Source organism: Pedobacter sp. AC379, from assembly GCF_979258145.1.
On record NZ_OZ409839.1, the window covers coordinates 2,480,344 to 2,501,656 of the forward strand.

Sequence of the window (21,313 nt, forward strand, 5' to 3'; positions counted from 1 at the left end):
GTTTTGAGGGGTTAACTACCCGAAAAAAGGCTGCGGTAAACCGCATTGTTGCTTTTATGGGTTATTAAAAGGTATTATTGAGTATTGAATAGTTAATTGAGCTGTGGGCAAGGGTGCCGATGTTTGAAAAAAATATTAAATTGTAATTGAAGCGCCTGACGGATTATAACGTTTCCCTGATTTAATGGAAATTTCAAAACTATTGACTCATCTCGCTAATCGATCGCACAGATTATTCTTCATATTTGATATGAAACAAGACCGGTTTGTTTATATGAACCCTTCGTGCTTGAATTTTTTTGGACTGGAATCAATAGAGATAAGATCTAAATTTTTATTGCATATGGTACATCCTGAAGACAGGCGCTATGTACTTTTTAAATTAAAAGAGTGTAATGATGGAAAAGCTGTAAGTGATGTTGAATGCAGAATACAACGTGGAAAAAATGAACGTTGGTTAAATACCACTCCTTATTTATTTAATGATGATGGCGAACATCTCTTAATCGGTACTGCCGAAGATATTACCAACTATAAAGCAAATGCAGATACGCTAAACAACCATAACAGCAAAAAAAACTCCATATTAAATATTCTGGCACACGATCTTGCCGGCCCCATCGGGGCGATTGGAAATATTTCGGATATGCTTGCCAAAGATGCCAAAAGATCTGAAGATCCTGCCCTTAGCCGTTATCTTGCCCTAATTGACAGGATTACCAAAAAAAGCCTGAAACTGATCCGCGATTTCCTAAATCAGGAATTTTTGGAAAGTGCAGGTGTAGAGCTGGTGAAGAAGAGGGTAGAGCTGGTGAGCAAAATTTCTATGGCCACTCAAGAATATTTCGATATGATGGAAGGGTTAAGGGTAAAGTTTTCGTGCCACTCGAATAAAGAACGGATTTTTGCTGAAATTGATGAAGATAAATTTATGCAGGTAATTAACAATCTGGTTTCCAACTCATTAAAGTTTACGCCTAAAGATGGTTTTATTGAAATTTACATTCAGGACAATAAAAAACAGGTATTGGTTACGGTAAGTGATAACGGCATTGGAATTCCGCGGAAATACCACGAAAAACTTTTTGATAAATTTACCGAAGCCCGCAGGAGCGGATTAAATGGTGAACAATCTACAGGCCTTGGTATGTCCATCATCAAAACAATTGTAGAATGGCACAAAGGAAAAATCTGGTTTGAAAGTGAAGAAAATAATGGAACAAAATTTTATATTGAACTTCCAAAAGCCTGATGCTTATTCGATAAGCAATCAAGCATGGAAATTCAATATATGGTACTAAATGGTTATCCGTCCGCCGGTTACCGGGATGGTTGCCCCTGCAATATAACTGGCTTCCTGCGAGGCTAAAAATACATAGGCTGGTGCTACCTCGGCGGGCTGACCGGCCCTACCCATTGGGGTATCTTTACCAAACTCCTCATGGTTTGGAATTGTTGAAGGAATCAGGGGTGTCCATATTGGTCCGGGTGCAACCGCATTTACCCTGATTCCTTTACCTTTTAATAAAAGTATCTGGCTCAGGTTGGCTGTAAAGTTCTGAATTGCTCCTTTTGTTGCTGCATAGGGCAATAATTGCTCGCTCGGAGAATAAGCGTTTACAGATGTGGTGTTGATGATACTGCTGCCAGGTTTAAGATGGGGTTCTGCAGCTTTGCACATGTAAAACATTGCCGTAATGTTGGTGCGGAAAGTTTTGTCCCATTCCTCAGCGGTAATATCACTTAGTTCTGCCCGTGCCATTTGAAAGGCTGCATTGTTAACCAGAATATCGATTCCCCCCAGTTCTTTAACGGCCGTATCTATAATATGTTGGCAATGTTCTTCCTCTTGAATATCTCCCTTGACCAAAACCGATTTCCGTCCAGCTTTTTCAACCAAATCAGCGGTAAACTTTGCATCTTCATCTTCTAAATCATCCAGATAACTGATTAATACATCGGCACCCTCTCTGGCAAATGCAATTGCTACTGCCCGCCCGATGCCCGAATCGCCACCGGTAATAATCGCTCTTTTTCCTTCAAGCTTACCACTGCCTCTATATGATTCCTCTCCGTGATCTGCTTTAGGTTCGAGCTCACTTTCTGTTCCAGGTATTGGCTGATCCTGGCGTGGGAATGGCGGGTTTGGATATTTTTCTGTTGGATTATCTGATAATTGCTGATTGTTTTCCATAATTTAATGTACTAAGGTTAAATGTTGTTTAAGGTTTAACAGCCCCTGATGGTATGGAGTTTTTTGTTTTTTTTAAAATAAGTATAAATCACTTCTTAGGTATTTATACGGTTTTGATGTGAACGAAATTGGAATAGCAGATCTAATAAAAACTGTGCATAGAATCGTCCATAATGTAAAATTGAAGCAGAATTTACACCAATAAAAAATTGAAAAAGAAAAGCCCAATAATGGGCTTTTCTTTAAAATGGTGGAGTTGTTTTACGCGTGGTATCCCTTTTAAGGGTATCGCGCTTACTGCTGTCTTTTTTAGACGGCCACTGTTTGCTTTTAGCAGGTTTAGTTTTCTCCGTTTTCTTTTTTGTAGTGTCCTGACGGGTTTGTGCAATTGAGGCCACACTGATCGTAAGTGCAAGCATCATCATCATAAGTTTTTTCATAAGTATTGGGTTTTTGTTAATACCACTTATAAAACAATAGTTCTTTTGTTAAAGTTTAGTGTTTTTAGCAAAGCTTATATTCATCTTCCGCCAGTTATGCAGCAATTATTATTTTGTAGATATAAGTAACCTTTCAGATATTTTGCGATATCTTTTTTCAAACCTTCGCTGTTTTCACTTTGTTTTATAGGTGTTAAACCAAATTGCTCTTGCCTGAATAATTTGTGCCGGCTACAGCTGTATCACCATTACTATTATTACTTAATGAAAACCGCTAAAAAATTAAGCTTTTGTTTATTGCTAACCATTGCACCGCTTATATATAGTTGCAAGCACGATGAATCGGAATTTGCCATGCGCGATGATCAGTTTATTGATTCCGTTTATCCGGAAATGCGTTACCAGCAACAATTGAATCTCGAATTGCAAAAAATCCCAAACCGGAAAGATATCAATAGCTTGGGGTATAAAAGAGCAACAGATAGTGAAGCCTATTTTAAAGAGTTAGCTGCAAACGCAAATATTCAGCAACAGCCTCCGCTTCAGCAAGAACATATTCAAAAACTTAATCTTCTTCGCAGTCAGGATTCGGTAAGGTTAGCCGATTTAAAAATATTACTAATTGATTCTGACCAAAAAATTATAGGCTATCATGTAAAGGCAACGGGTTCTACCGGTTTGGAGAATGCAGATTTAAGAGTTTGGGCCGAAAAAAAGCTGCATTACTGGACAACAGATTTAAATGAATTGCAATTATTAAAATGACATTTTAAAATTTCCACTACAAATCGTTTAGTAAACCAAAATAGAATATCATCATAATGGAAACTTAACGTAATGTTGTGATTTTGAGCCTGCCGAAACACTTTAAAGCATTTTTAACTAAGTTTTTCGACAGGCTCAGGATGATAGATCAATGTTGACAATTATAGTATGCTTTTAACTTAAGGCTATATTTTCCTTTGGATTTTTATCAATCAATTGACGGATTTTTTCGAGCAGTGCAAAAATATCAAAGGGTTTTATCACAAATTCTTCTGCCTTGCAACCGCTGTTCATGCGTTGCAGATCGGCATGTGCACTCATCATAATTACAGGTGTGTTACTGGTATTTGGTGTCGATTTTAGCAGTCTGCAAACTTCCAGTCCGTTACCATCAGGAAGCATCACATCTAAAATAAAAAGATCTGGTTCTGAGTCTTTTTTAGTAAGAAAATTATTCACTGTGCTATAGCATTCTACCTGGTAGCCTTCCTCTGTGAGAAGAAAATTTAATATATCCCGTATGCCTTCATCATCTTCAAGAATTCCGATTAATTTGTTCATATTGAAATTATAGTGTTTTGTATGGGATTTGTGTGATTAGATAAGAAATGCCTGTTGATACTATTCATCATCAGCAGGTTTATCTTTTGTACCATCCTCATATCTTTCTTTTCCTGTTTTGTCATCATGTACAATAAGTGATTCAGGAGCTGCTGCGGTTGGATTAGATCCGGTACCCGAAGTTTTTGGTACACTTAAAAGATCATTGTTGTTGCGCTCAGGAGTAATTTCTACAGCATCATTGCCAAGTGCAATCTGGCTTAACTGGTCGGGATCTTTTCTCCCATTATTTTGCTCGGTTTGTTCTTCGTTATAATCTGTATCTGCCATATCTATACTTTTAAAAGATAACAATGAAAAAAAGACTAAAGTTTTATGCTTGAGAAAAAAGGTTTGTGGTGAGGATTATAGATGAGATAATAGGTTGCATTTTATAATCTCTTAATATGTAGCCCTGGTAGTTAAAGGTAAGAGAAGATATAATAAACTTATTTCATATGAAAAAGTTGCAACCTTAAGTTCTCTTGATTTTAATTTTCAAGGACAAAATAGATTAATTAATACTAGAGTTTAAGAACAATCTAACTAATTCGATTTTTATGAGTTTTAATATTACACTTAAATATTTTATATTTGTCATTTTGACAACATTAATTAATACTTAAATGCATGATAAATCATACATAAATATTTTCTCTATTAAAAGTTTACTTTACTTAAAAAAAAATAGATTCACTGTTGCATTTGCTGCATGCCTAATATCTTCTTTTTCATTTAATTTGGAGAGTGATATCTTTGGCAAACAATTGCATTCTCCGATCTTTCAATTAACATGTTTAACGATTGGAGCTATAATTAGTTTTTTTACACTTTTTAAAACAGGATTCATCTCAATTAATATACTTGATGTTTATGTAATGTTTTACATTGGGTATTTTTTATACCGTACAATAAACTACACGTATCCTTTTGTCAATCAATCACTATTATATAACTATATTTCTTATGCTTGCATTTACACTACAATCAGGATTACATGTAGACGAGATCAGTTAAGTCTGAAGGTAATCAATGTAATTCTTTTAGTTGCTTTCACAAATGTAATACTTGTAGCATTACAGTTTTTTGGAATTATATCACATTCTAACAATCTGGCTATAGTTAGTGGTTTTTTTGTTAATCCTGGGTCTTTAGGTGGTTTTATGGCCAGCGTCATCCCTCTAGTAGTTACCTTAAATTTGCCAGTCCACCTGTCAAAATGGATTAAAGGTATTTTTATCTTTTTTTTAGCTGTAACATTATATCTAAGTTTTTCAAGGGCTGCATACATCGCTTCAGCTATACCTTTGATTATATGTTATTTTCCGTGGTCAAAAATCATTAAAAACAGGCTTGTGTATATAATACCAAGTTTGATTATTTGCGTAACTGTTTTACTACTGTTTCAATTGTATAAATTAAATCCACTTTCTGTACAAGGCAGGATCTTGATATGGAAGGTAAGCATTCAGATGTTTCTGGAAAGACCAATCTTTGGCCATGGTTCAGGTGCTTTTATGGCAAATTATAACACATACCAAGGCGAATATTTTCAATTATCGATGGGAACATCTACAGAAAAAATGTTGGCTGGACCAGTATATGTCCCTTTTAACGAATTTTTAAGAATATTGATCGAGGGTGGTATTTTTGGCCTATTTCTTTTTGTTAAGATTATATTACAGTTGATAAGGACTATACGTTGCGCAGGACGGAAATTCATCCCCCTACATCTTTCAGTTTTTTCAATTTTAATATTTTCACTTTTTTCTTATCCTTTTGCTGTGGATACCAATTGCTGTGTATTTTTTGCACTACTTGCACTTATACCTACAAAAACTATTTATATAAAATCTATTGCTCGAAATATGGGCTGGATGATCATTCCTATATACATATTTATATTCATATCAACTTTCCATTTCATTAGTTCAATAAAACAGTGGAAGGCTGCAAGTGCTATGTGGGATTATAATGAATACCAAGCACTGAAAGAATATAATCGCATTGCTGCTGATCTGGCTTCCAATTGGCCATTTATGTACAATTACGGAGCAGAACTGTTAAGGCATGGCCATACGATTGAGGCAATCAATATCCTAACTCAATGCAGGAGGCTAGGGGATAATGTTTTGGTAAACAATCAGCTCGGTCAAGCATATGAAAATATAGGGCACTATAAGCAGGCAGAGACATATTTTAAAAGATCCACCTATATGATTCCATGTATGTTAAGCCAGAAATTCGCTCTTTTTAAGCTATATGAGAAAACAGGAAATTGGGAAAGATACCTTAATACAGCTAAAGAGATCAAGTATACACCTATTAAGATCAAGAATCATGAAGCACTATTTATAAAAAAAGAAACACAATCTTCTATACTTAAATACAAAATCCAAAAAAAATGAAAAACAGATCTAAATTTTATGTACTATTTAGCATTTTGATTACCTTGCTATTAGGAATCAATGCCTGCAGGAAAGACTCCTCCAACGCACAGGCTGAACAACCAATCAACACCGACCTACTCGCTGCTGCAAAACAATGGAGGCAGGACCAGCTTAAAGTTGTTAGGGCAGCTTTACCAAATGATTTAAATATTAGGGAGTATAATCCAATGTGGACAAAAGCTCGTTACCGCAACAACTCTAATCATCAAAAGGTAATAGGCGTGCCTATGTTCTTTAGTGATTCCTCTTATATTGAAATGAACGTAGTTTTGATTGGTGAAAAAGCTTATGGTATTATCAAAAAGTATCATAGAAACGACCAGTATAAGCTTGATGTAAAAATGTTTTCAAGTACAGGCAGCTTACTAACATCAGGTGCATACGATTCCGACCGGGGGATAATGAAACAGTCAAAGATAAAAATAGCAGCCTTACAGAGCTTGACACCGATGAACCGGATTATGGCAGACGGTGGTGGTATTGATTTAGAGGAAGTAACGATCCATGGAACTCCACCGCCGCCAACAACTCCTGGCGATCCAGCTTTTCCGGTTAACCCTATCTCTCTTCCGGGTGGAAATAATGGAGGAGGTACTGGGACTGGAAATGGAGAAGGTGGTGGTTCAGGAGGTGGCATTGGCGGTAATATCTCTGGTGAAGACAGTTATGAATTTCCAGAAGCCTCATTGGACACTTCAGCAAGACCTTGTTTAAAAAGTATATTATTAGACCTGAAGGCATCTGCCAATGTTCTTTCTTCCCTGAAGAAAATCTTTAACTATGAAACAGGAATGAATAATGTATCTGCTATATTTGAAAAGGTTGCTACTACCCCGGGTTGGGATGTTAAGATTGGAGAAAAAGAAATTCCGGATGAGGAAGATCCTAATACCGGTAGCATCACACAGACAAACGCAGACACCTACGGACTTAACGGAAGTGCACACATAGATTTTAATAAAACATTATTGAATGCCGGCACTAACCTTTCAATTGCAAGGACAATGATCCACGAAAGCATGCACGCATATTTCCTTTATGGGATGGCAAAAGCCCATGAACCAGGATATGCTGCTTTTCTTGAAGCGAATGATCTTCTATATAAGAAGGATGGAGGTGAAATAAGAGATAAAGAACAAGCACAGCATGAGCTGATTGCGAAGAAATATGTTGAACAATTAGCAGGTATGTTGGCTTTTTATGCTCGGATAAACAATATTACATCACCAGATGCGTCTCTAACAATAGATGAATATTGTAAAGATCTTGCATGGGGTGGCTTGATGAAAACTAAAGCTTACCGTTCTGCACCGAATAAATCTAGGATTGAATCAAATGTACTTAAAGAAGCAAAACACTCACAAGGATCAACTACTAAAAAAGATTGCTAATGAAAATATTCATAACATGCCTGCTAATATCCCTTATAGGAATACAGGCGCAAGCACAAATAGATAAAAAAGAGCTTTATAAGATACACAAGCTGGTGCAGCAAAGCTTATCGTCAGAGGGAAAATATACCGTCTACGGTAGCACAAAAAAAAATATAATCCGAAATTTCGATTTTAAAAATCCAGATGGTATCGATACATCTGCGTCAAATATCTGGAAAAGGGCTGAATGGAAAAATTTTCTGAACAGCGTTGATACTTCGGCCGTTCCGAACTATTCCTTGTCTACGGCTGGTAAACCATGGTTTAAAAACAAAGGAAAGGTGAAACGTACATTAATCTTCGCACCAATTATGTTGAGTGCTGATGGCAATTTAGCAGTTTCAATAGTGAAATTAGCCGATACAGGTGGTGGATCATCATCCAGTATAGTTTATTTCTTACAGAAAGAGAATGGGAAATGGATAATAAAGCAGGATAGATTGATTTCAATAACCGATTTCTCATAAAAAAATATCTAATTATTAAGTAAACAAATGAGCGGTTATAATACCGCTCATTTTTTAACCATATTTTAAAATACACAGGTGCACCAGGTAAATCGAATTACAAACAGATAAGAATTCTCAATAATAAACAGCACGCAATGAATTAAAACTTTCTTTTTAAAAAAAAATAAATGCTTTTTTTCGGTTATAAGAGACATTTTCTCTTTCTTGAATTAGAAATTTTATAAAAGTTGCCCCTAATTTTCCCTCATTTCAATATCCAAGTAAACTACTTATTGCTCATGCGGTTAACACGTCTTTTTATCCTCAGCCAGTATTTATAAAACTTTTTATTCGGCGATTGGATTAAACCTTATATAACATTCATCAGATTAAAAGCGGTAATCAGTTAAGGCTGTTCCACTATAATCAGCAGCGTTAAATGAAGATAAGAGTTTACCCAAACGGAACAGCATGAAACAAAATGCAATAAGACAAGCTGGATATATTGCAAAACCAGAATATCAACGGAGGCCGCCAAAACGGTTGTTGATTATAGAAGACGATGCTGCACTTTCAGAAGTACTGGCAAATATTTTTACCGATTTGGGATTTTACTGCGGTTTTGAGGCAGATGCACCCGATATTAGTCATATTGAGGCATTTGATCCTGATCTTATTTTGGTTGATTATCATTTGCCAAAAGTAAACGGAGCCGAAATTTGCGAAGCTGTTAAGCAAAATATAAATTTAGCCCAGGTTCCCGTAATTGTAATTTCTGCTTACAGTAAAATCATTCTCAACCTGGACGGTAGCTCATTTGATTGTTTTATTGAGAAACCCTTCAGCATAGAAGAAATAATGATGCCTATAAAACGCTTATTGGCCTCCAGAAAAAAGGTTAAAGTGAAGTAATAGGCGTAATTATTAAAAACACTTAGCCTGCACAGAATGAAAATTGGATGAGGGCAGATTTGACTTAATTCTCAAGTCCTTTTTTGCTTTCGGGTATGCCAAATAGTGGATATTCCATTATAGGTACCGCATTCGGATATTCCCTGCGGTCAACAATTCTTCCATCATTCGTTAGTCCGCCAAAGCCACTCATGTAAATTAAACGCCTGTTAAGAAGCAGTTCCAATTTCTCTTTCTTTTCCACCATTGTCATGTATCTTAAAATTAGATACGTAAAACACAAAATGGTGGATTTCAATATTTTTTATTAGCTAATAAAACCGTTTATAACCGCAAAGCGTATAAGAGCTGCCGTATTTTTTGCTCCGGTTTTATCAATAAGTGCCTGCCGGTGGCCCTCAATCGTTCTTTTACTTAAGAAAAGCTTGTCGGCCATTTCGGTATTGGTAAATCCTTCAGCTATAAGGTGCAGCACTTCCATTTCCCGGAGTGAAAAATCTATATTCTGCCCAACTGCGTTAGCTTGTTGCAGCGGATTAGAAGTTAGCTTATCGAGCAGTTTTTCTGACAGTTCTGCACACAGGTACCTGCCACCGCTGCTTACATAACGCAGTGCAAAATTAAGCTCTTCCTCGCTAATGTTTTTTAATAAATAACCGCGGGCACCTTCAATAAATGCCTGTGCAATGTATTTTTCATTATCCAGCATCGAAAGCATCATTACCTGTGTAGCCGGACTAACAGTTTTAAGCTCGCCGATTAATGTAATACCATCCATTTCCGGCATGTTGATATCGGTAAGTACAACATCTGCCTCTCCACCTTCTTTAAAGTATTTAAGCACTTCAATTCCGTTGTTTGCTTCGGCCACAACAGTTATTTCTCCTTGTGATTCCAAAAGCATTTTAATGCCATTCCGGACGATTTTGTGATCTTCTGCGAGTATTATTTTCAAAGTTGCTTTTTTTTAAATAGTTCAATTTTTTGTACGGTCTTTGGCCACTTTTTGCATGATATCCTTTAACCTGTCTATATGCTCACGGAGTTGCCTGTCACGTTCTTCCCATTCAGGGCTGTTACCACCATTACGCATCGTGTTTTTAAAGTTTCTCCGCTCTTCCATCATCCTGATGGCTACCCAAAGTGTTTCTTCAGTTTTATCGGCATATTCATCATCCAAAAATTGCTCGCCAAACGCATGCCCGGTAAAGCAGCGGTAGTGCTTAATGCCATTTGAATCTTCTACCTCCGTGAGTACACCACCACAATCAGGGCAGGTAAATGGCGTAGGCTTTCCAAGCTGTGAATTGGTTGGAAGACTTGTAGACATCCTCATGGTGATTTCTGCCTCCAGTTTTACTTCATCAGGTACGGGTGCAATATCACATTCATTTCTCGAATACAGATCGCTGAGGATATAGCCCATTTCTTCAATCTGAACCCGGTAATCAACCTCCATATTGCTGAGCACATTGTTTGGCATATCCGGAAATTCTGCCCCTTCGGGTTCCTGTACAATGCAGCGGCCGCCACATTTTTTTATTGCGGCCATTCCAGAGGTTCCGTCATCTAAAAGTCCTGTTAGGATAATGCCTGTTACACACGAATCGTATGCTGCTGCGGCAGTGCGGAAAAGTACATCAATTGAGGGCCGCCAGTGGTTTTCTCTTGCGCCACGTTTAATCAATATCTCATCTTTTTGCAACATCATGTGTGCATCAGCAGGTGCCAGGTAAATCTGTTGGTTTTTTATTGGGGTACCATCTTCAGGCACAGAAATCGGAAAAGCCGAATTTTTGCCCAGCATGTTCAATACTACATCCAACATTGCTGCTTTTCCAAGATGGATCACCACAAATACTGCTGCATCCAATTGTGCAGGAAGTGTGGATAGTAATTTGGAAACAGCCGATAACCCTCCGGCAGAGGCACCTATGGTAATAATATTTGTAATTTTTTTTTGCATAATCAAAAGTCTTTTAATTCAGAGGGATTGAAAGTGATGCTGAAACAAGCTCCATTATTGTTATAAACCTTAAATGTGCCGTTTAACATCGAAACCTTGTTTTTTATCCCCCTTAGGCCCGATCCGTTTCGCAAATACTTTTCGCTTTTCAAGTCAATACCTTTACCGTTGTCACATACGGTTACATTTACTTTCTCCGCTTCCGAACAAACGGATATGGAGGCCTGTGTAGCACCAGAATATTTAATGCTGTTGTTAATGAGTTCCTGGATAATGCGGAAAGTGTATAACTGTACATCTTCTGGCAGTTTATCGGCATCAATATGGATCTGGTTATTAATTTTAAACGCACTGTTGCTCAACCGCTGAGACATTTCCCTGATGCCGGCGATGAAACCAAAATCCCTAAGTATCGAAGGTGTAAGTTCGTAAGATAGGTCTCTGATCTCCTGTATAGCCTGGTCAATCAGTTTGGTTACATTACTCATTTCTGCCTTGAGCTGAGTAGTATCTGCCCTTTTAAGGTGGTTAATATTAAACCTGATGCCATACAACAACTGGCAAATACTATCGTGTAAGGCAGAACTGATTTTAGCCCGTTCTTTTTCCTGCGCTTCCAATACAGCCTGGCTTAACATTTTTTGTTGCAGGCGTTTATTTATTTCTTCCGCTTCGTGAGCACGTTTACGCTCGGTAATATCAAATAAAATACCAGTAAAATAACTGTCTTCTCCAGGTTTTGAAACCTCTCTACCTTTGGCCATAATGGTTTTAATAAGTCCATGGTTAAATTGTAGGCGAAATTCCATATCAATTTCACGTAAGGAACTGCCAGTTTCGCACAGCGATCTAATTTTATCCCTGTCTTCGCTGATGATCAGTTGCAACAGGCCATCTAAAGTATCATCGAAATCATTAGGACCTATTGCAAGTATATTTTTGCTAAACTCATCGAAATAAACTTTTTTGCTTTCCGGCCAAATGCCCCAGGTGCCTGTAAAAGATGCTTCGAGAGTTTGGTTAAGGCGTTCTGTTGTTTCTTTGAGTAATTGTACAGCATTTTTTGAAGCTGTTATATCTGTTACGGTAATATAATATTCGGTAACACCTGTTGATGAATTCTTTATTGCTGCACCCCCAATTTGCACATGCACCACTTTTTCGTGTGCGTTGTACATAAGCGTTTCGTACATGCTGTTTGCTTCCTGGTTTTCAAGGCTGATCATAAAAGCATAAAAATGCTCCCTCACCTCAGGCATTAAACAAAATGAAAACTGTTTACCCAAAAGGGCATTATTTTTTAAGCAGAGCATGTCCATTCCCTTGCGGTTAACCTCAAGTATGGTCCCTTTGTTATCAAGAATAAAATAGCCTATTGGGGCAGCATCAAAAAAGCCTGTAAAACGCTCACGTTCAAGGTCAGTAGCACGGTAAGATTCGCGAAGCTCATCGTTCTGCATATCTACCTCTATCTCGTGGATCTCAAGCTCATTGAGCAGCACAGCCATTTCAGTATCGGCAGGTAACTTAGTACCGTTAAATACCCTCTCAGAGAGCAGTTCTTCCGCTTTTGTACGCAGTGCCGAAAGGATTACTTCTTTTGATGTTTTGTTCACTCTTTTTATTTTTCCCTAAAACTTAGCACCATGATGAGGGTACTCTCTGTTCCCTTTTCCATGATTCTTTCAATCTTAATTTCCAAGTGTTTCGTACCGATTCCATTAAAATGATGTTGCACATAAATTTCTTCACTTGATGGAGAAGGATCAGAGAGCCTGTCGGAGAGAAGATCCATCTGCCATTTATTCACAACAATTTCTGTAAAAGAAAGTTCTCTGATTTCATATTCCTTCATCTTAAACATGGCCTGAAATTTTTCATTGCATACCAGTACTTTACGGTCAGCATCAAGCACTACAGTGGCTTCAGGATGAAGATCGGCAGTTAATTGCCCATATTGTAACAATCCCGTTATCCTTGCATTCATCGATTTCATTGGCGTAATCTTAGTAAATGTAAGTACCGCCCCGTTAATGAAATTATCCATGGTACGGTAAGGCATGATGCGCAGATTATACCAATCGCCGTTTTTGGTTTTAATTTCGAGTTCTTTTCCAGCAAGGCTTTCAATTACTTCCTTAATTGTAATTTCTATTGATGGATATTCGAAATTGGATACGATATGGGTAATGGACCGACCGATATCGCTGCCAATCACATTAAAAAGCCTGGTAACCTGGGGGGTAAAGCGTAAAATGTTAAGCTGGTTATCCAGAAATATGGTGCCGATTTCCGTATTGTCCAGCAGGTTTTTCATATCGTTGTTAAGCTGTGTAAGCTCTTCGGCCTTGTTCTGATACTGCAAATTAATGGTCATCAACTCTTCATTAAGCGATTGCATTTCTTCTTTAGTGGTTAAAGCCTCTTCGTTTGTGCTTTGCAGTTCTTCGTTGGTACTCTGCAATTCTTCGTTGGTAGATTTAAGTTCCTCTAACGAAGTTTCCATTTGCTCAATAGTGGTGTGCAGTTGCTGTTTAGTGTAAGTAAGTTCCTTTTCCAGTTCTTCAACCGCTCCTTCGCTAATGTCGCCTGTTGATTTGGATTTCCTTGAAAAAGATTTTCTAACGGGCCCTTTATCATAAAAGCTTACCAATAAAAGCCCTTGTAAGGCGGGCTCGCTTAAATAATCAACTGAAAAGCCCATTAAGTAAGAGCGGTTATTTTCACGGATTTTGATGTCTGAGATTTCAACCCTTGTATGGTTCATCAAACAGAGATGTATGGCGTTTCCAAGTACATATTTCAACTCCTCGCGCACCATTCTGTGTATATTCATCACCGCCTCGCCGGGATTGAGCTGTATAAACCGGTTCGTTTTGCCATTGATGTACAGGATTTCGCCTTTTTCGTTCAACAATAATGAAGCAGGGGTGTAGTTCTCCAGCAATACCTTATTGAAATTTTCGGCCATCGGGGTCTTCGCTATTGTTTTAGCTGCACCATCTGGCTTACCAAGCTTATCCTGGTTGGCAATATGGAAGGGGAAATCAAGTATTTTTCCGAGCGCGCTTACACCTTCTTTCCGTTCGAATATTTTCCATTTCGAATCAAGACTGTTAAAAATATCGTTAAAAGTACCCACCGATTCTGCCGGCCCCAAAAATAAAAGTCCGTTTGGTTGCAGGGAATAATGAAAAACAGGGATAATCTTTTTCTGAAGATCAGTGGTGAGGTAAATCATCACATTTCTGCAGCACAAAAGGTCTAATCGGGTAAATGGTGCGTCTTTAATCAGATTATGCTGTGCAAAAACAATCATCTCACGAATTTCCTTTTTTACCGTATATCCATTCGGTTTTTTGATAAAAAAGCGTTCAAGCTGTTGTGGAGAAAGCTCGGCAGTAATATTTGAAAAATAAAATCCTGCGCGTGCATGGTCTATGGCATTAGGATCAAGATCTGTGGCAAAAATCTGTGCCTTGGGTTTCCGTTTGGATTTAAGGTCATCTAAAAACTCAGTAACGATAATGGCTACAGAATACGCTTCCTCCCCGGTAGAACATCCTGCAATCCAGATTCTGATCGGTTCTTCAGGGCCTTTCTGGCTCAGTAAGCGGTTAATATGCTCTTTTAAGCTATCAAAAGCATGGCGATCCCTAAAAAATTTAGTTACGCCAATCAATAGTTCATTAAATAAGATATCAATTTCTGCCGGATTTTCCCTTAAATAATTTACATATCCCTCATAATCAGGTAGTTGATGAAAAGCTATTCTGCGTTCTATCCGTCGCGAAATGGTGTTTTTTTTGTATCAACTGAAATCATGCCCGGTTTGCGAACGCAGCAACATCAATATTTTTTGTATGTAAACTTTGTTGGCTACCGGAGAGCTGAGTTCTGAATTTTCTTCGGCGGCAAGTGCCGGATGGTTTAGGTATTGAATCAATTTTAATGGCATTTCTTCCGGTGGAAGAATATAATCTGCCATATTTGTTTTTATCGCCGCAGAAGGCATGCTCGGAAATTCTGCCGTTTCAGGGTCTTGCACCATCGCCATTCCCAGCTTTTCTTTGATCATCCTGAGGCCGGTTTCTCCATCAGCACCCAGGCCCGAAAAGATGATGGCAACAGCCATGCTCCATTGATCTTCAGCAAGGCTTTGCATAAAATAATCGATAGACATGTGGGCACCTTTTTGCCTAGATGGGTTAAAAAGTAAAAGGTGGCCGTTATGTATGCCCATATCAGTACCTGGAGGGATGATGTAAACGTGGTTTTCGCGCACTTGCATCCCATCATCAGCGATTAATACAGGCATACTGGTATATTGCTTGAGCAATTTAGGATAATCTTCCGCTTCGGTATTGTCTTGATGAACAATGACCACAAAGGCCATTCCCGAACGCGCGGGCATATGGGTGAAGAATTTTTGGTAAGCTGATATGGAGCCACTTGCTCCTCCCATACCTATTATAGGAAATGATGCTTCGTGTGGTGGCGTTTCCCTGTTCAGCTTTTCTGAACGGTTTACCCGGACCTTATCTTGGTTTTCTTGCATTTAATTTATTTTTTGCATTTCCGGTTACCATGGGAAGTGGAAAAGGAGAACGCCGATACTATTTTACATTGCCAGGGCTGCATTATCTTCCCTAGCGGAACCTGGGGGATATCAATCCTGGCAAAGCACCGGTTAGGCTTTTTAAGGATGATAAAGGGATAAATATAAGTGAAATTTAAACGCTGTCAAAGCGCATCCTGCCCTCAGAAATAATTAACAAAAGTGGCCCGGGTTTACATATCGAGAACTTAAAAATGATAATTATTGTCATTGTGCTGGGAAAGAAGAGGATGCGCTAACTAGATTTTTTTATAAAAATGTTAATACATTCTTTGTTTTAACCGTTCTGTTGGTAAATAATTATCTTTTGGCTTAATTAAGCGTTTTAGCCAATCCTAAATAGTGGTTTACACTTTTTTGCAATAAGTGTAATAATGTTAAAGCTTTTGTTTTGATTCTTAATTTAAAGTTCAGGTAGTATTTTCATTAATTTAGGTAGTTGACTCGGATTTGTTGCAAAATACGTGGGTAATTTTTTAAACAGGGCTTACACTTTGAAGCCCTGTTATTTAGTATTTCCTGTATTGTTTTAACGACTTTTTTAGCAATAGCCGGGCCTGATGGATATGGGTTTTAACCGTGCCTACAGGTATATCAAGTTCGAGTGCTATTTCCTGGTATTTATAGCCTTCAAAATATTTAATAAAGGGAACTGAATAGGTTGTGGGGAGCTTTTTTAGTGCATTTTTAATGTCTTCCAAAGCAAATTTGTTCTCAGCATGGTTTGTGGTTGCGCTTGTGCAAAGCTGCTCTGATGAGATTTCTTCCACTTGTAAAACGCGTTCCCTGTGGCGTTGCTGTTTGCGGTAACTATTGATAAACGTGTTGCGCATAATTACAAAAAGCCAGCCCTTGATATTGGTTCCCTGGTCAAATTTTGAGGCAAATCGTGTGGCCTTTACCAAAGTATCCTGTAGCAGATCATTTGCGTCATCAATATCATTGGTAAACTTTAATGCATGCGAACGCAAGGCGCCTGCATGAAGATTGATGCTGTTTGAAAATTCGTACTGTGTCATAGGTAAAGTGTTTAAGGATGTAAATAAGTTTCCTCAAAGCATATACCATTTGGCATTGTGGTTTTGGTAATTTCAGAGGCTCACGTATAAACCGCAAATCACCTAAAAATCATACAGATATCTAATTTAATGCGGTAAATGCATCTATTTAAATATTGTTTCAGGCCAGAAAAAATGCAGTTTAAACAGATAAGATGGTCTTCGGGAAAGAGATGGATAATAGAAGTTTTAAAGTATAGTGTAGGAGATTCTTAGCTTTCAGATTTTAATATAATGGAGATTTTTCCATCTCTTTCCATAAAAATACTGTCAACGTGTTTTAAATCTTCCTGGTGCAGGAGGCTCCTAACTTCTTGCATAATATCAGAACGGCAAATCAATGCCCGTTTCATTTTAATTTCGTTAAACTTTCCCTGGTGATAAAGGAGGATTTTTTTGCCTTCTGTAAATTTTTCCAATCGTGGATAGCTGCTGATCAGCCAACCCCAGATCCGGTGGAGGAGCACCACAACGAAACAGGTTACCATTACTGGTATAAGTGGAGAAGCACCCACAACTGCACGGCTTAAAATTGCGCCTAGTAAAATTGCAATAATGTTATCAACAGGGCCTTTCATGCCGAAAGATCTCCGGCCTGAAATCCTGATGAGCAAAAATGCGAGTATAAAAACAAATACACCCCTAACCGACATTTGAAGCACAGTTAAGTCATCGTTCTTTTCGATCAGGTTTTGTATTGTTTCCATATTTTTTTGAAATTAAGGTTGTCCGCTTCCTCCAGCAGCGCCATAAATCTGTCCGGTAGAAAAACTTGCGTCATTTGCGGCAAGCTGCACATAAATAGATGCCAGTTCTGCGGGTTGGCCTGGCCTTCCCAGTGGTGTTTCTTTACCAAATTCTTTCAATTTTTCGGGTGTAGAACCTCCACCCATTTGTAATGGTGTCCATATTGGGCCCGGAGCAACACCATTTACCCTAATGCCTTTTGGACCAAGCTGTTTTGCCAGCGATTTTACAAAATTAGTGGTGGCGGCTTTGGTTTGCGCGTAATCATAAAGGTCAGGAGAAGGGTCGGTTGCCTGCACAGAGGTAGTACCAATGATGGATGAACCAGGTTTTAAATGCGGTAATGCTGCTTTAATAATCCAGAATGGCGCATATATATTGGTTTTAATCGTCCAGTCGAACTGTTCACTCGTTAAATCCGCAAGAGATGGAGTACTTTGTTGCCTGGCTGCGTTGCTGATCAGTATATCAAGGCCACCAAGTTGCGCCACGGCGGTATCAACCATTTTTTTGCAAAAATCTTCATTTCTGATATCCCCAGGGATAGCCACAGCCTTACGTCCCGCTTTTTTTATCAGTTCTATAACTTCTTTAGCATCAGGCTCTTCCTGCGGAAGGTAACCAATTGCAACATCTGCACCTTCCCTGGCATATGCAATTGCAGCTGCTCTACCCATACCAGAGTCGCCACCGGTAATCAATGCTTTTCTACCCATCAGCCTGCCCGAGCCTTTGTAACTGTTTTCTCCATGATCGGGTCTTGGCTCCATTTTGCTTGCCAATGCCGGCCATGGTTGGTTCTGGTGGTTAAAAGGCGGACGAGGGTGCTTTGTTGTCGGGTCTTCCAGTGCTGCAGGAGGCCAAGTATTATCTTCGGTTAAAGTTGCGGCACTTAAATTTGGCGATATGGCCATACCCGCCAGCCCAAGGCTAAGGCCGCCAATAGCCTTTCTTCTTGTAATTTTGTTTTCCATGTTCATAATGATATCTATTATAGGTATTTATATAACCAGAGCAGGAATTAGATGGTTTGCTTTTTTTTAGAAGTTTATCAGATGATCTTTCTCAAACCGGTTAGGCTTATTTCTTAAGATGCTTATGGGAGTCATAGCTATTCAGCATCTTTCGAAGCTGTAGCAGCTTCTGTTTATCCGAACAATTCGACAATTTATAATGTTAACATATATATATATAATATATAAAACGGTTTTATTTTAAAATTATGGATACACAGAAAGATAAACACACAACTGATGAAGATAAGGTTCTTCCAGTTCCAGATTCGCAGTTAGAGGGTAGCGATGCTGATAAAGCTTATGATGAAAATGGTGAGTTTGGGGAAAATACAAAAGAGAAAAATGAAGCGCAATCCAATACTCCAGAAGGTAGCGATGCTGATGGCTAATTAGCTTTTTACAGATTGATAAAATTGCAAAAGCAATTGATTAATAATCCTTATGACAAACCAATTTACCAATAGCTTTTATACTGGTACCAGCGGACTTTTGCTCCCAGTGCCCAATAAAGCTTTTTACCCGGAAGAATTTAAAGAAAAATCAAGACTTTGCTATTATGCTTCGTTGATGAACAGCATCGAAATCAATAGTTCTTTTTATAAAATTCCAATGGCCTCAACGGTAAAAAAATGGGCACAGGATGTTCCGGAAGATTTCAGGTTTACGTTTAAGCTTTTTAAAGGAATTACCCATAATCCGCAACTTGGCTTCGATCCATCCGATGTTTACAGGTTTATGGAAGTGATTTCGAATGTTGCAGATAAAAAGGGCTCCATTTTGATACAGTTTCCACCAAGTGTAAGGATTGCGCAAATCGGTCAGTTAATGCGTTTAATGGACGTGCTGAGTGATTGTAATGACCAAAAGCGGTGGAATATAGCATTCGAGTTCCGGCATCAATCCCTTTACATACAGCAAGTTTTAGATCTTCTGCAAGAAAATGGTTTCGGCCTGGTTATTCATGATAAGGGAAACGAAACTGGCATATTTGATGCCTTAAAGAGTGATTTCAGGTATGTAAGGTTTCATGGGCCGGGTGGTAATTACAGGGGAAGTTACCAGGATGATCTGCTTTGGGAATATGCAGGATATATCAATGAATGGATTGAAGGAAACAAAACCGTTTATGTGTATTTTAACAATACCATGGGGAATGCAATTGATAACCTGAATACACTTAATCGATTTGTAGGAGACGTTTTATCCTAATTTTCTCAGGTAAATGTTTCAATAAACTTCCACCCCTAATCAGAATGGAAGTTTATTTCACAAAATTAATTTAGTATTATAATTCCTTGTGCTAATCTTTTTTAGGTTCTACAGGTTCCTGCATTTTTTCCATTTGCGTAGCTTGTATACTATCGGGAGTAACATTACCAAGGGCAATTTGTACTTTATTTTTAAAACCAGATACCACCATATCCTGGCCAGCCAATAAAGCATCGTAGCCATCTTGTGCAACTTTTTGTGGATCGGCAAGTTCTCCTTCCTGTACAATTTTTGCATTCAGCATATCCGCTTTTCTGAAAAAATCTGTATCAGTAGCTCCTGGCAAAAGGGATGTTACGCTTACACCTGTATCTTTCAATTCATTGCGGATGGCCTCACTAAATGAATGCACAAATGCTTTTGTACCATGATATACCGCCTGGTAAGGCCCTGGAGCTTTACTTGCAATTGACGCAAGATTCAGAATTTTTCCTGTTCCATTTGCTACCATATCCTTCACAAAAAGCTTTGTCAACGTAACCAAAGATGCAATGTTCAGTTGAATAATATCCAATTCACGTTTAAGGTCGTTTTCTATAAATTTGCCGTAAACGCCTTGTCCTGCATCATTTACCAATACATCAACCTGGTGGCCCAATGCCTGTATATGTTCATAAAGTTCTTCCGCTGCGCCTGGTAGAAACAAGTCTTTACTTATCGCAATTACCTCAATACCTTGCTGTTCCAAAACTGCTGTGGTCGATTCGAGTTTTTGCTGGTCACGGGCAACAATAATTAGGTTGAAGTTATCCTTTGCAAAAAGTTTGGCAAGCTCAAAGCCGATGCCGCTTGTAGCGCCGGTAATTAGCGCGAAATGTTTTTGACTATCCATAATTTCCTTATTAGTTATTAATTCAACATAGCCAAAACTGAAAAAGATTTTATTTTTTTGATTTTCTTAAAATCACTTCAACACACAAAAGTTAAACCGGTTACTCATTTATAATGTTTTAAATGAAAAAATCGTCAATACCTATGGAAAAAACGTTAAAAGTGAAAACCAAAAATGTTACTGCGAATATTAGAACGTTACGGCAGTATAGGGAATACAGCCAGGAATACGTGGCCAGTAAAATAAAAATATCTCAGAATGGCTATAGTAAGCTCGAACTTGGTGCCATAAGGCTCACCATTGATCATCTTTTTGGAATTGCTGATGTGCTTGAAGTAGATCCATTGATTTTGTTGACCATTAAACCCGATGATGTGTTAAAAACAGCCATATCTGACCGGGTATCAAATCCAATAATGTTGTAATCCATTGTTAACTTTTCTAAACCAAGTAGAAATGGCCATTGTTTTAATAGAGAAGAAAGCAATGAGGCAGTCAGCATTAAAATCATAGTTTAAAGCCTGATAGATAAACACCTCAGAAGAAAATAATGTTACACACAGG

23 protein-coding genes and 1 pseudogene are annotated in these 21,313 nt (G+C 38.2%); 9 read left to right on the forward strand and 15 right to left on the reverse strand.

Going from position 1 to position 21,313, the window contains the following annotated elements:
• Positions 1–184 precede the first annotated feature (184 nt).
• Complete coding sequence (locus ACZZZW_RS11225) at positions 185–1,252, forward strand: PAS domain-containing sensor histidine kinase (protein ID WP_463493428.1); 1,068 nt, start codon at positions 185–187, stop codon at positions 1,250–1,252.
• A 45-nt stretch (positions 1,253–1,297) separates the two neighbouring features.
• Here the strand turns inward: ACZZZW_RS11225 and ACZZZW_RS11230 are convergent, their stop codons facing one another.
• Positions 1,298–2,194, reverse strand: a complete 897-nt coding sequence (locus tag ACZZZW_RS11230; RefSeq protein ID WP_463493430.1) for an SDR family oxidoreductase — start codon at positions 2,192–2,194, stop codon at positions 1,298–1,300.
• 242 nt (positions 2,195–2,436) lie between these two features.
• Positions 2,437–2,634: a hypothetical protein gene (locus ACZZZW_RS11235; RefSeq protein WP_463493432.1), complete on the reverse strand. Its 198-nt coding sequence runs from the start codon at positions 2,632–2,634 to the stop codon at positions 2,437–2,439.
• Between the two features lie 264 nt (positions 2,635–2,898).
• Here ACZZZW_RS11235 and ACZZZW_RS11240 point away from each other — a divergent pair, with 264 nt between their 5' ends.
• Positions 2,899–3,399, forward strand: coding sequence for a hypothetical protein (locus ACZZZW_RS11240; RefSeq protein WP_463493434.1), 501 nt, complete (start codon positions 2,899–2,901; stop codon positions 3,397–3,399).
• A 174-nt stretch (positions 3,400–3,573) separates the two neighbouring features.
• Here ACZZZW_RS11240 and ACZZZW_RS11245 read toward each other — a convergent pair whose 3' ends face one another.
• A complete protein-coding gene (locus ACZZZW_RS11245) occupies positions 3,574–3,960 on the reverse strand; it encodes a response regulator transcription factor (protein WP_463493436.1) in 387 nt (128 codons plus the stop codon).
• Between the two features lie 60 nt (positions 3,961–4,020).
• Positions 4,021–4,290: a hypothetical protein gene (locus ACZZZW_RS11250; RefSeq protein ID WP_463493438.1), complete on the reverse strand. Its 270-nt coding sequence runs from the start codon at positions 4,288–4,290 to the stop codon at positions 4,021–4,023.
• 335 nt (positions 4,291–4,625) lie between these two features.
• Between ACZZZW_RS11250 and ACZZZW_RS11255 the strand changes: the two genes are divergently transcribed.
• The 4 genes from ACZZZW_RS11255 to ACZZZW_RS11270 all read left to right on the forward strand — a co-directional run bounded on the left by ACZZZW_RS11255 (position 4,626) and on the right by ACZZZW_RS11270 (position 9,243).
• Entirely contained in the window at positions 4,626–6,407 is a 1,782-nt protein-coding gene (locus ACZZZW_RS11255; RefSeq protein WP_463493440.1) for an O-antigen ligase family protein, read from the forward strand.
• Complete coding sequence (locus tag ACZZZW_RS11260) at positions 6,404–7,840, forward strand: hypothetical protein (RefSeq protein WP_463493442.1); 1,437 nt, start codon at positions 6,404–6,406, stop codon at positions 7,838–7,840. The genes ACZZZW_RS11255 and ACZZZW_RS11260 overlap by 4 nt, the downstream gene beginning before the upstream one ends.
• Entirely contained in the window at positions 7,840–8,349 is a 510-nt protein-coding gene (locus ACZZZW_RS11265; protein ID WP_463493444.1) for a hypothetical protein, read from the forward strand. Before ACZZZW_RS11260 ends, ACZZZW_RS11265 begins: the two co-directional genes overlap by 1 nt.
• Before the next feature lie 453 nt (positions 8,350–8,802).
• The gene (locus tag ACZZZW_RS11270) at positions 8,803–9,243 is read left to right on the forward strand and encodes a response regulator (RefSeq protein WP_463493446.1); all 441 of its coding nucleotides are present in this window, start codon (positions 8,803–8,805) and stop codon (positions 9,241–9,243) included.
• A gap of 64 nt (positions 9,244–9,307) precedes the next feature.
• Here the strand turns inward: ACZZZW_RS11270 and ACZZZW_RS11275 are convergent, their stop codons facing one another.
• The 10 genes and pseudogenes from ACZZZW_RS11275 to ACZZZW_RS11320 all read right to left on the reverse strand — a co-directional run bounded on the left by ACZZZW_RS11275 (position 9,308) and on the right by ACZZZW_RS11320 (position 18,606).
• On the reverse strand, positions 9,308–9,490 hold the full coding sequence (locus ACZZZW_RS11275) for a hypothetical protein (protein ID WP_463493448.1): 183 nt from the start codon (positions 9,488–9,490) through the stop codon (positions 9,308–9,310).
• Between the two features lie 60 nt (positions 9,491–9,550).
• Entirely contained in the window at positions 9,551–10,198 is a 648-nt protein-coding gene (locus ACZZZW_RS11280; protein ID WP_463493450.1) for a response regulator transcription factor, read from the reverse strand.
• Between the two features lie 21 nt (positions 10,199–10,219).
• Positions 10,220–11,209, reverse strand: a complete 990-nt coding sequence (locus tag ACZZZW_RS11285; RefSeq protein ID WP_463493452.1) for a chemotaxis protein CheB — start codon at positions 11,207–11,209, stop codon at positions 10,220–10,222.
• Between the two features lie 2 nt (positions 11,210–11,211).
• On the reverse strand, positions 11,212–12,825 hold the full coding sequence (locus ACZZZW_RS11290; protein ID WP_463493454.1) for a PAS domain-containing sensor histidine kinase: 1,614 nt from the start codon (positions 12,823–12,825) through the stop codon (positions 11,212–11,214).
• Between the two features lie 5 nt (positions 12,826–12,830).
• Entirely contained in the window at positions 12,831–14,891 is a 2,061-nt protein-coding gene (locus ACZZZW_RS11295) for a CheR family methyltransferase (RefSeq protein WP_463493456.1), read from the reverse strand.
• 42 nt (positions 14,892–14,933) lie between these two features.
• A pseudogene (locus tag ACZZZW_RS11300) lies at positions 14,934–15,008 on the reverse strand (hypothetical protein); the annotation flags it as partial.
• A gap of 12 nt (positions 15,009–15,020) precedes the next feature.
• Positions 15,021–15,767: a chemotaxis protein CheB gene (locus tag ACZZZW_RS11305; RefSeq protein WP_463493458.1), complete on the reverse strand. Its 747-nt coding sequence runs from the start codon at positions 15,765–15,767 to the stop codon at positions 15,021–15,023.
• A gap of 569 nt (positions 15,768–16,336) precedes the next feature.
• Positions 16,337–16,846 (reverse strand): RNA polymerase sigma factor, encoded by a 510-nt coding sequence (locus tag ACZZZW_RS11310; RefSeq protein WP_463493460.1) that lies wholly within the window; start codon positions 16,844–16,846, stop codon positions 16,337–16,339.
• Between the two features lie 251 nt (positions 16,847–17,097).
• Positions 17,098–17,592, reverse strand: a complete 495-nt coding sequence (locus ACZZZW_RS11315) for a DUF421 domain-containing protein (protein ID WP_463493461.1) — start codon at positions 17,590–17,592, stop codon at positions 17,098–17,100.
• A 12-nt stretch (positions 17,593–17,604) separates the two neighbouring features.
• Positions 17,605–18,606, reverse strand: coding sequence for an SDR family oxidoreductase (locus ACZZZW_RS11320; protein ID WP_463493463.1), 1,002 nt, complete (start codon positions 18,604–18,606; stop codon positions 17,605–17,607).
• Between the two features lie 248 nt (positions 18,607–18,854).
• Here ACZZZW_RS11320 and ACZZZW_RS11325 point away from each other — a divergent pair, with 248 nt between their 5' ends.
• Positions 18,855–19,037 (forward strand): hypothetical protein, encoded by a 183-nt coding sequence (locus tag ACZZZW_RS11325; protein WP_463493465.1) that lies wholly within the window; start codon positions 18,855–18,857, stop codon positions 19,035–19,037.
• A gap of 52 nt (positions 19,038–19,089) precedes the next feature.
• Positions 19,090–19,857, forward strand: a complete 768-nt coding sequence (locus ACZZZW_RS11330) for a DUF72 domain-containing protein (RefSeq protein ID WP_463493467.1) — start codon at positions 19,090–19,092, stop codon at positions 19,855–19,857.
• A 91-nt stretch (positions 19,858–19,948) separates the two neighbouring features.
• On the opposite strand, the gene ACZZZW_RS11335 is transcribed toward ACZZZW_RS11330, so the two are convergent.
• Positions 19,949–20,749, reverse strand: coding sequence for an SDR family NAD(P)-dependent oxidoreductase (locus ACZZZW_RS11335; protein WP_463493469.1), 801 nt, complete (start codon positions 20,747–20,749; stop codon positions 19,949–19,951).
• 143 nt (positions 20,750–20,892) lie between these two features.
• On the opposite strand from ACZZZW_RS11335, the gene ACZZZW_RS11340 reads away from it, so the two are divergent.
• The gene (locus tag ACZZZW_RS11340; RefSeq protein ID WP_463493471.1) at positions 20,893–21,174 is read left to right on the forward strand and encodes a helix-turn-helix domain-containing protein; all 282 of its coding nucleotides are present in this window, start codon (positions 20,893–20,895) and stop codon (positions 21,172–21,174) included.
• Positions 21,175–21,313: the final 139 nt, after the last annotated feature.

Excerpts from the sequence above, each read along its gene's own strand:
- ACZZZW_RS11225 (WP_463493428.1), top strand. The coding sequence starts at position 185 with ATGGAAATTTCAAAACTATTGACTCATCTCGCTAATCGATCGCACAGA.
- ACZZZW_RS11230 (WP_463493430.1), bottom strand. The coding sequence starts at position 2,194 with ATGGAAAACAATCAGCAATTATCAGATAATCCAACAGAAAAATATCCA.
- ACZZZW_RS11235 (WP_463493432.1), bottom strand. The coding sequence starts at position 2,634 with ATGAAAAAACTTATGATGATGATGCTTGCACTTACGATCAGTGTGGCC.
- ACZZZW_RS11240 (WP_463493434.1), top strand. The coding sequence starts at position 2,899 with ATGAAAACCGCTAAAAAATTAAGCTTTTGTTTATTGCTAACCATTGCA.
- ACZZZW_RS11245 (WP_463493436.1), bottom strand. The coding sequence starts at position 3,960 with ATGAACAAATTAATCGGAATTCTTGAAGATGATGAAGGCATACGGGAT.
- ACZZZW_RS11250 (WP_463493438.1), bottom strand. The coding sequence starts at position 4,290 with ATGGCAGATACAGATTATAACGAAGAACAAACCGAGCAAAATAATGGG.
- ACZZZW_RS11255 (WP_463493440.1), top strand. The coding sequence starts at position 4,626 with ATGCATGATAAATCATACATAAATATTTTCTCTATTAAAAGTTTACTT.
- ACZZZW_RS11260 (WP_463493442.1), top strand. The coding sequence starts at position 6,404 with ATGAAAAACAGATCTAAATTTTATGTACTATTTAGCATTTTGATTACC.
- ACZZZW_RS11265 (WP_463493444.1), top strand. The coding sequence starts at position 7,840 with ATGAAAATATTCATAACATGCCTGCTAATATCCCTTATAGGAATACAG.
- ACZZZW_RS11270 (WP_463493446.1), top strand. The coding sequence starts at position 8,803 with ATGAAACAAAATGCAATAAGACAAGCTGGATATATTGCAAAACCAGAA.
- ACZZZW_RS11275 (WP_463493448.1), bottom strand. The coding sequence starts at position 9,490 with ATGGTGGAAAAGAAAGAGAAATTGGAACTGCTTCTTAACAGGCGTTTA.
- ACZZZW_RS11285 (WP_463493452.1), bottom strand. The coding sequence starts at position 11,209 with ATGCAAAAAAAAATTACAAATATTATTACCATAGGTGCCTCTGCCGGA.
- ACZZZW_RS11305 (WP_463493458.1), bottom strand. The coding sequence starts at position 15,767 with ATGCAAGAAAACCAAGATAAGGTCCGGGTAAACCGTTCAGAAAAGCTG.
- ACZZZW_RS11310 (WP_463493460.1), bottom strand. The coding sequence starts at position 16,846 with ATGACACAGTACGAATTTTCAAACAGCATCAATCTTCATGCAGGCGCC.
- ACZZZW_RS11315 (WP_463493461.1), bottom strand. The coding sequence starts at position 17,592 with ATGGAAACAATACAAAACCTGATCGAAAAGAACGATGACTTAACTGTG.
- ACZZZW_RS11320 (WP_463493463.1), bottom strand. The coding sequence starts at position 18,606 with ATGGAAAACAAAATTACAAGAAGAAAGGCTATTGGCGGCCTTAGCCTT.
- ACZZZW_RS11325 (WP_463493465.1), top strand. The coding sequence starts at position 18,855 with ATGGATACACAGAAAGATAAACACACAACTGATGAAGATAAGGTTCTT.
- ACZZZW_RS11330 (WP_463493467.1), top strand. The coding sequence starts at position 19,090 with ATGACAAACCAATTTACCAATAGCTTTTATACTGGTACCAGCGGACTT.
- ACZZZW_RS11335 (WP_463493469.1), bottom strand. The coding sequence starts at position 20,749 with ATGGATAGTCAAAAACATTTCGCGCTAATTACCGGCGCTACAAGCGGC.
- ACZZZW_RS11340 (WP_463493471.1), top strand. The coding sequence starts at position 20,893 with ATGGAAAAAACGTTAAAAGTGAAAACCAAAAATGTTACTGCGAATATT.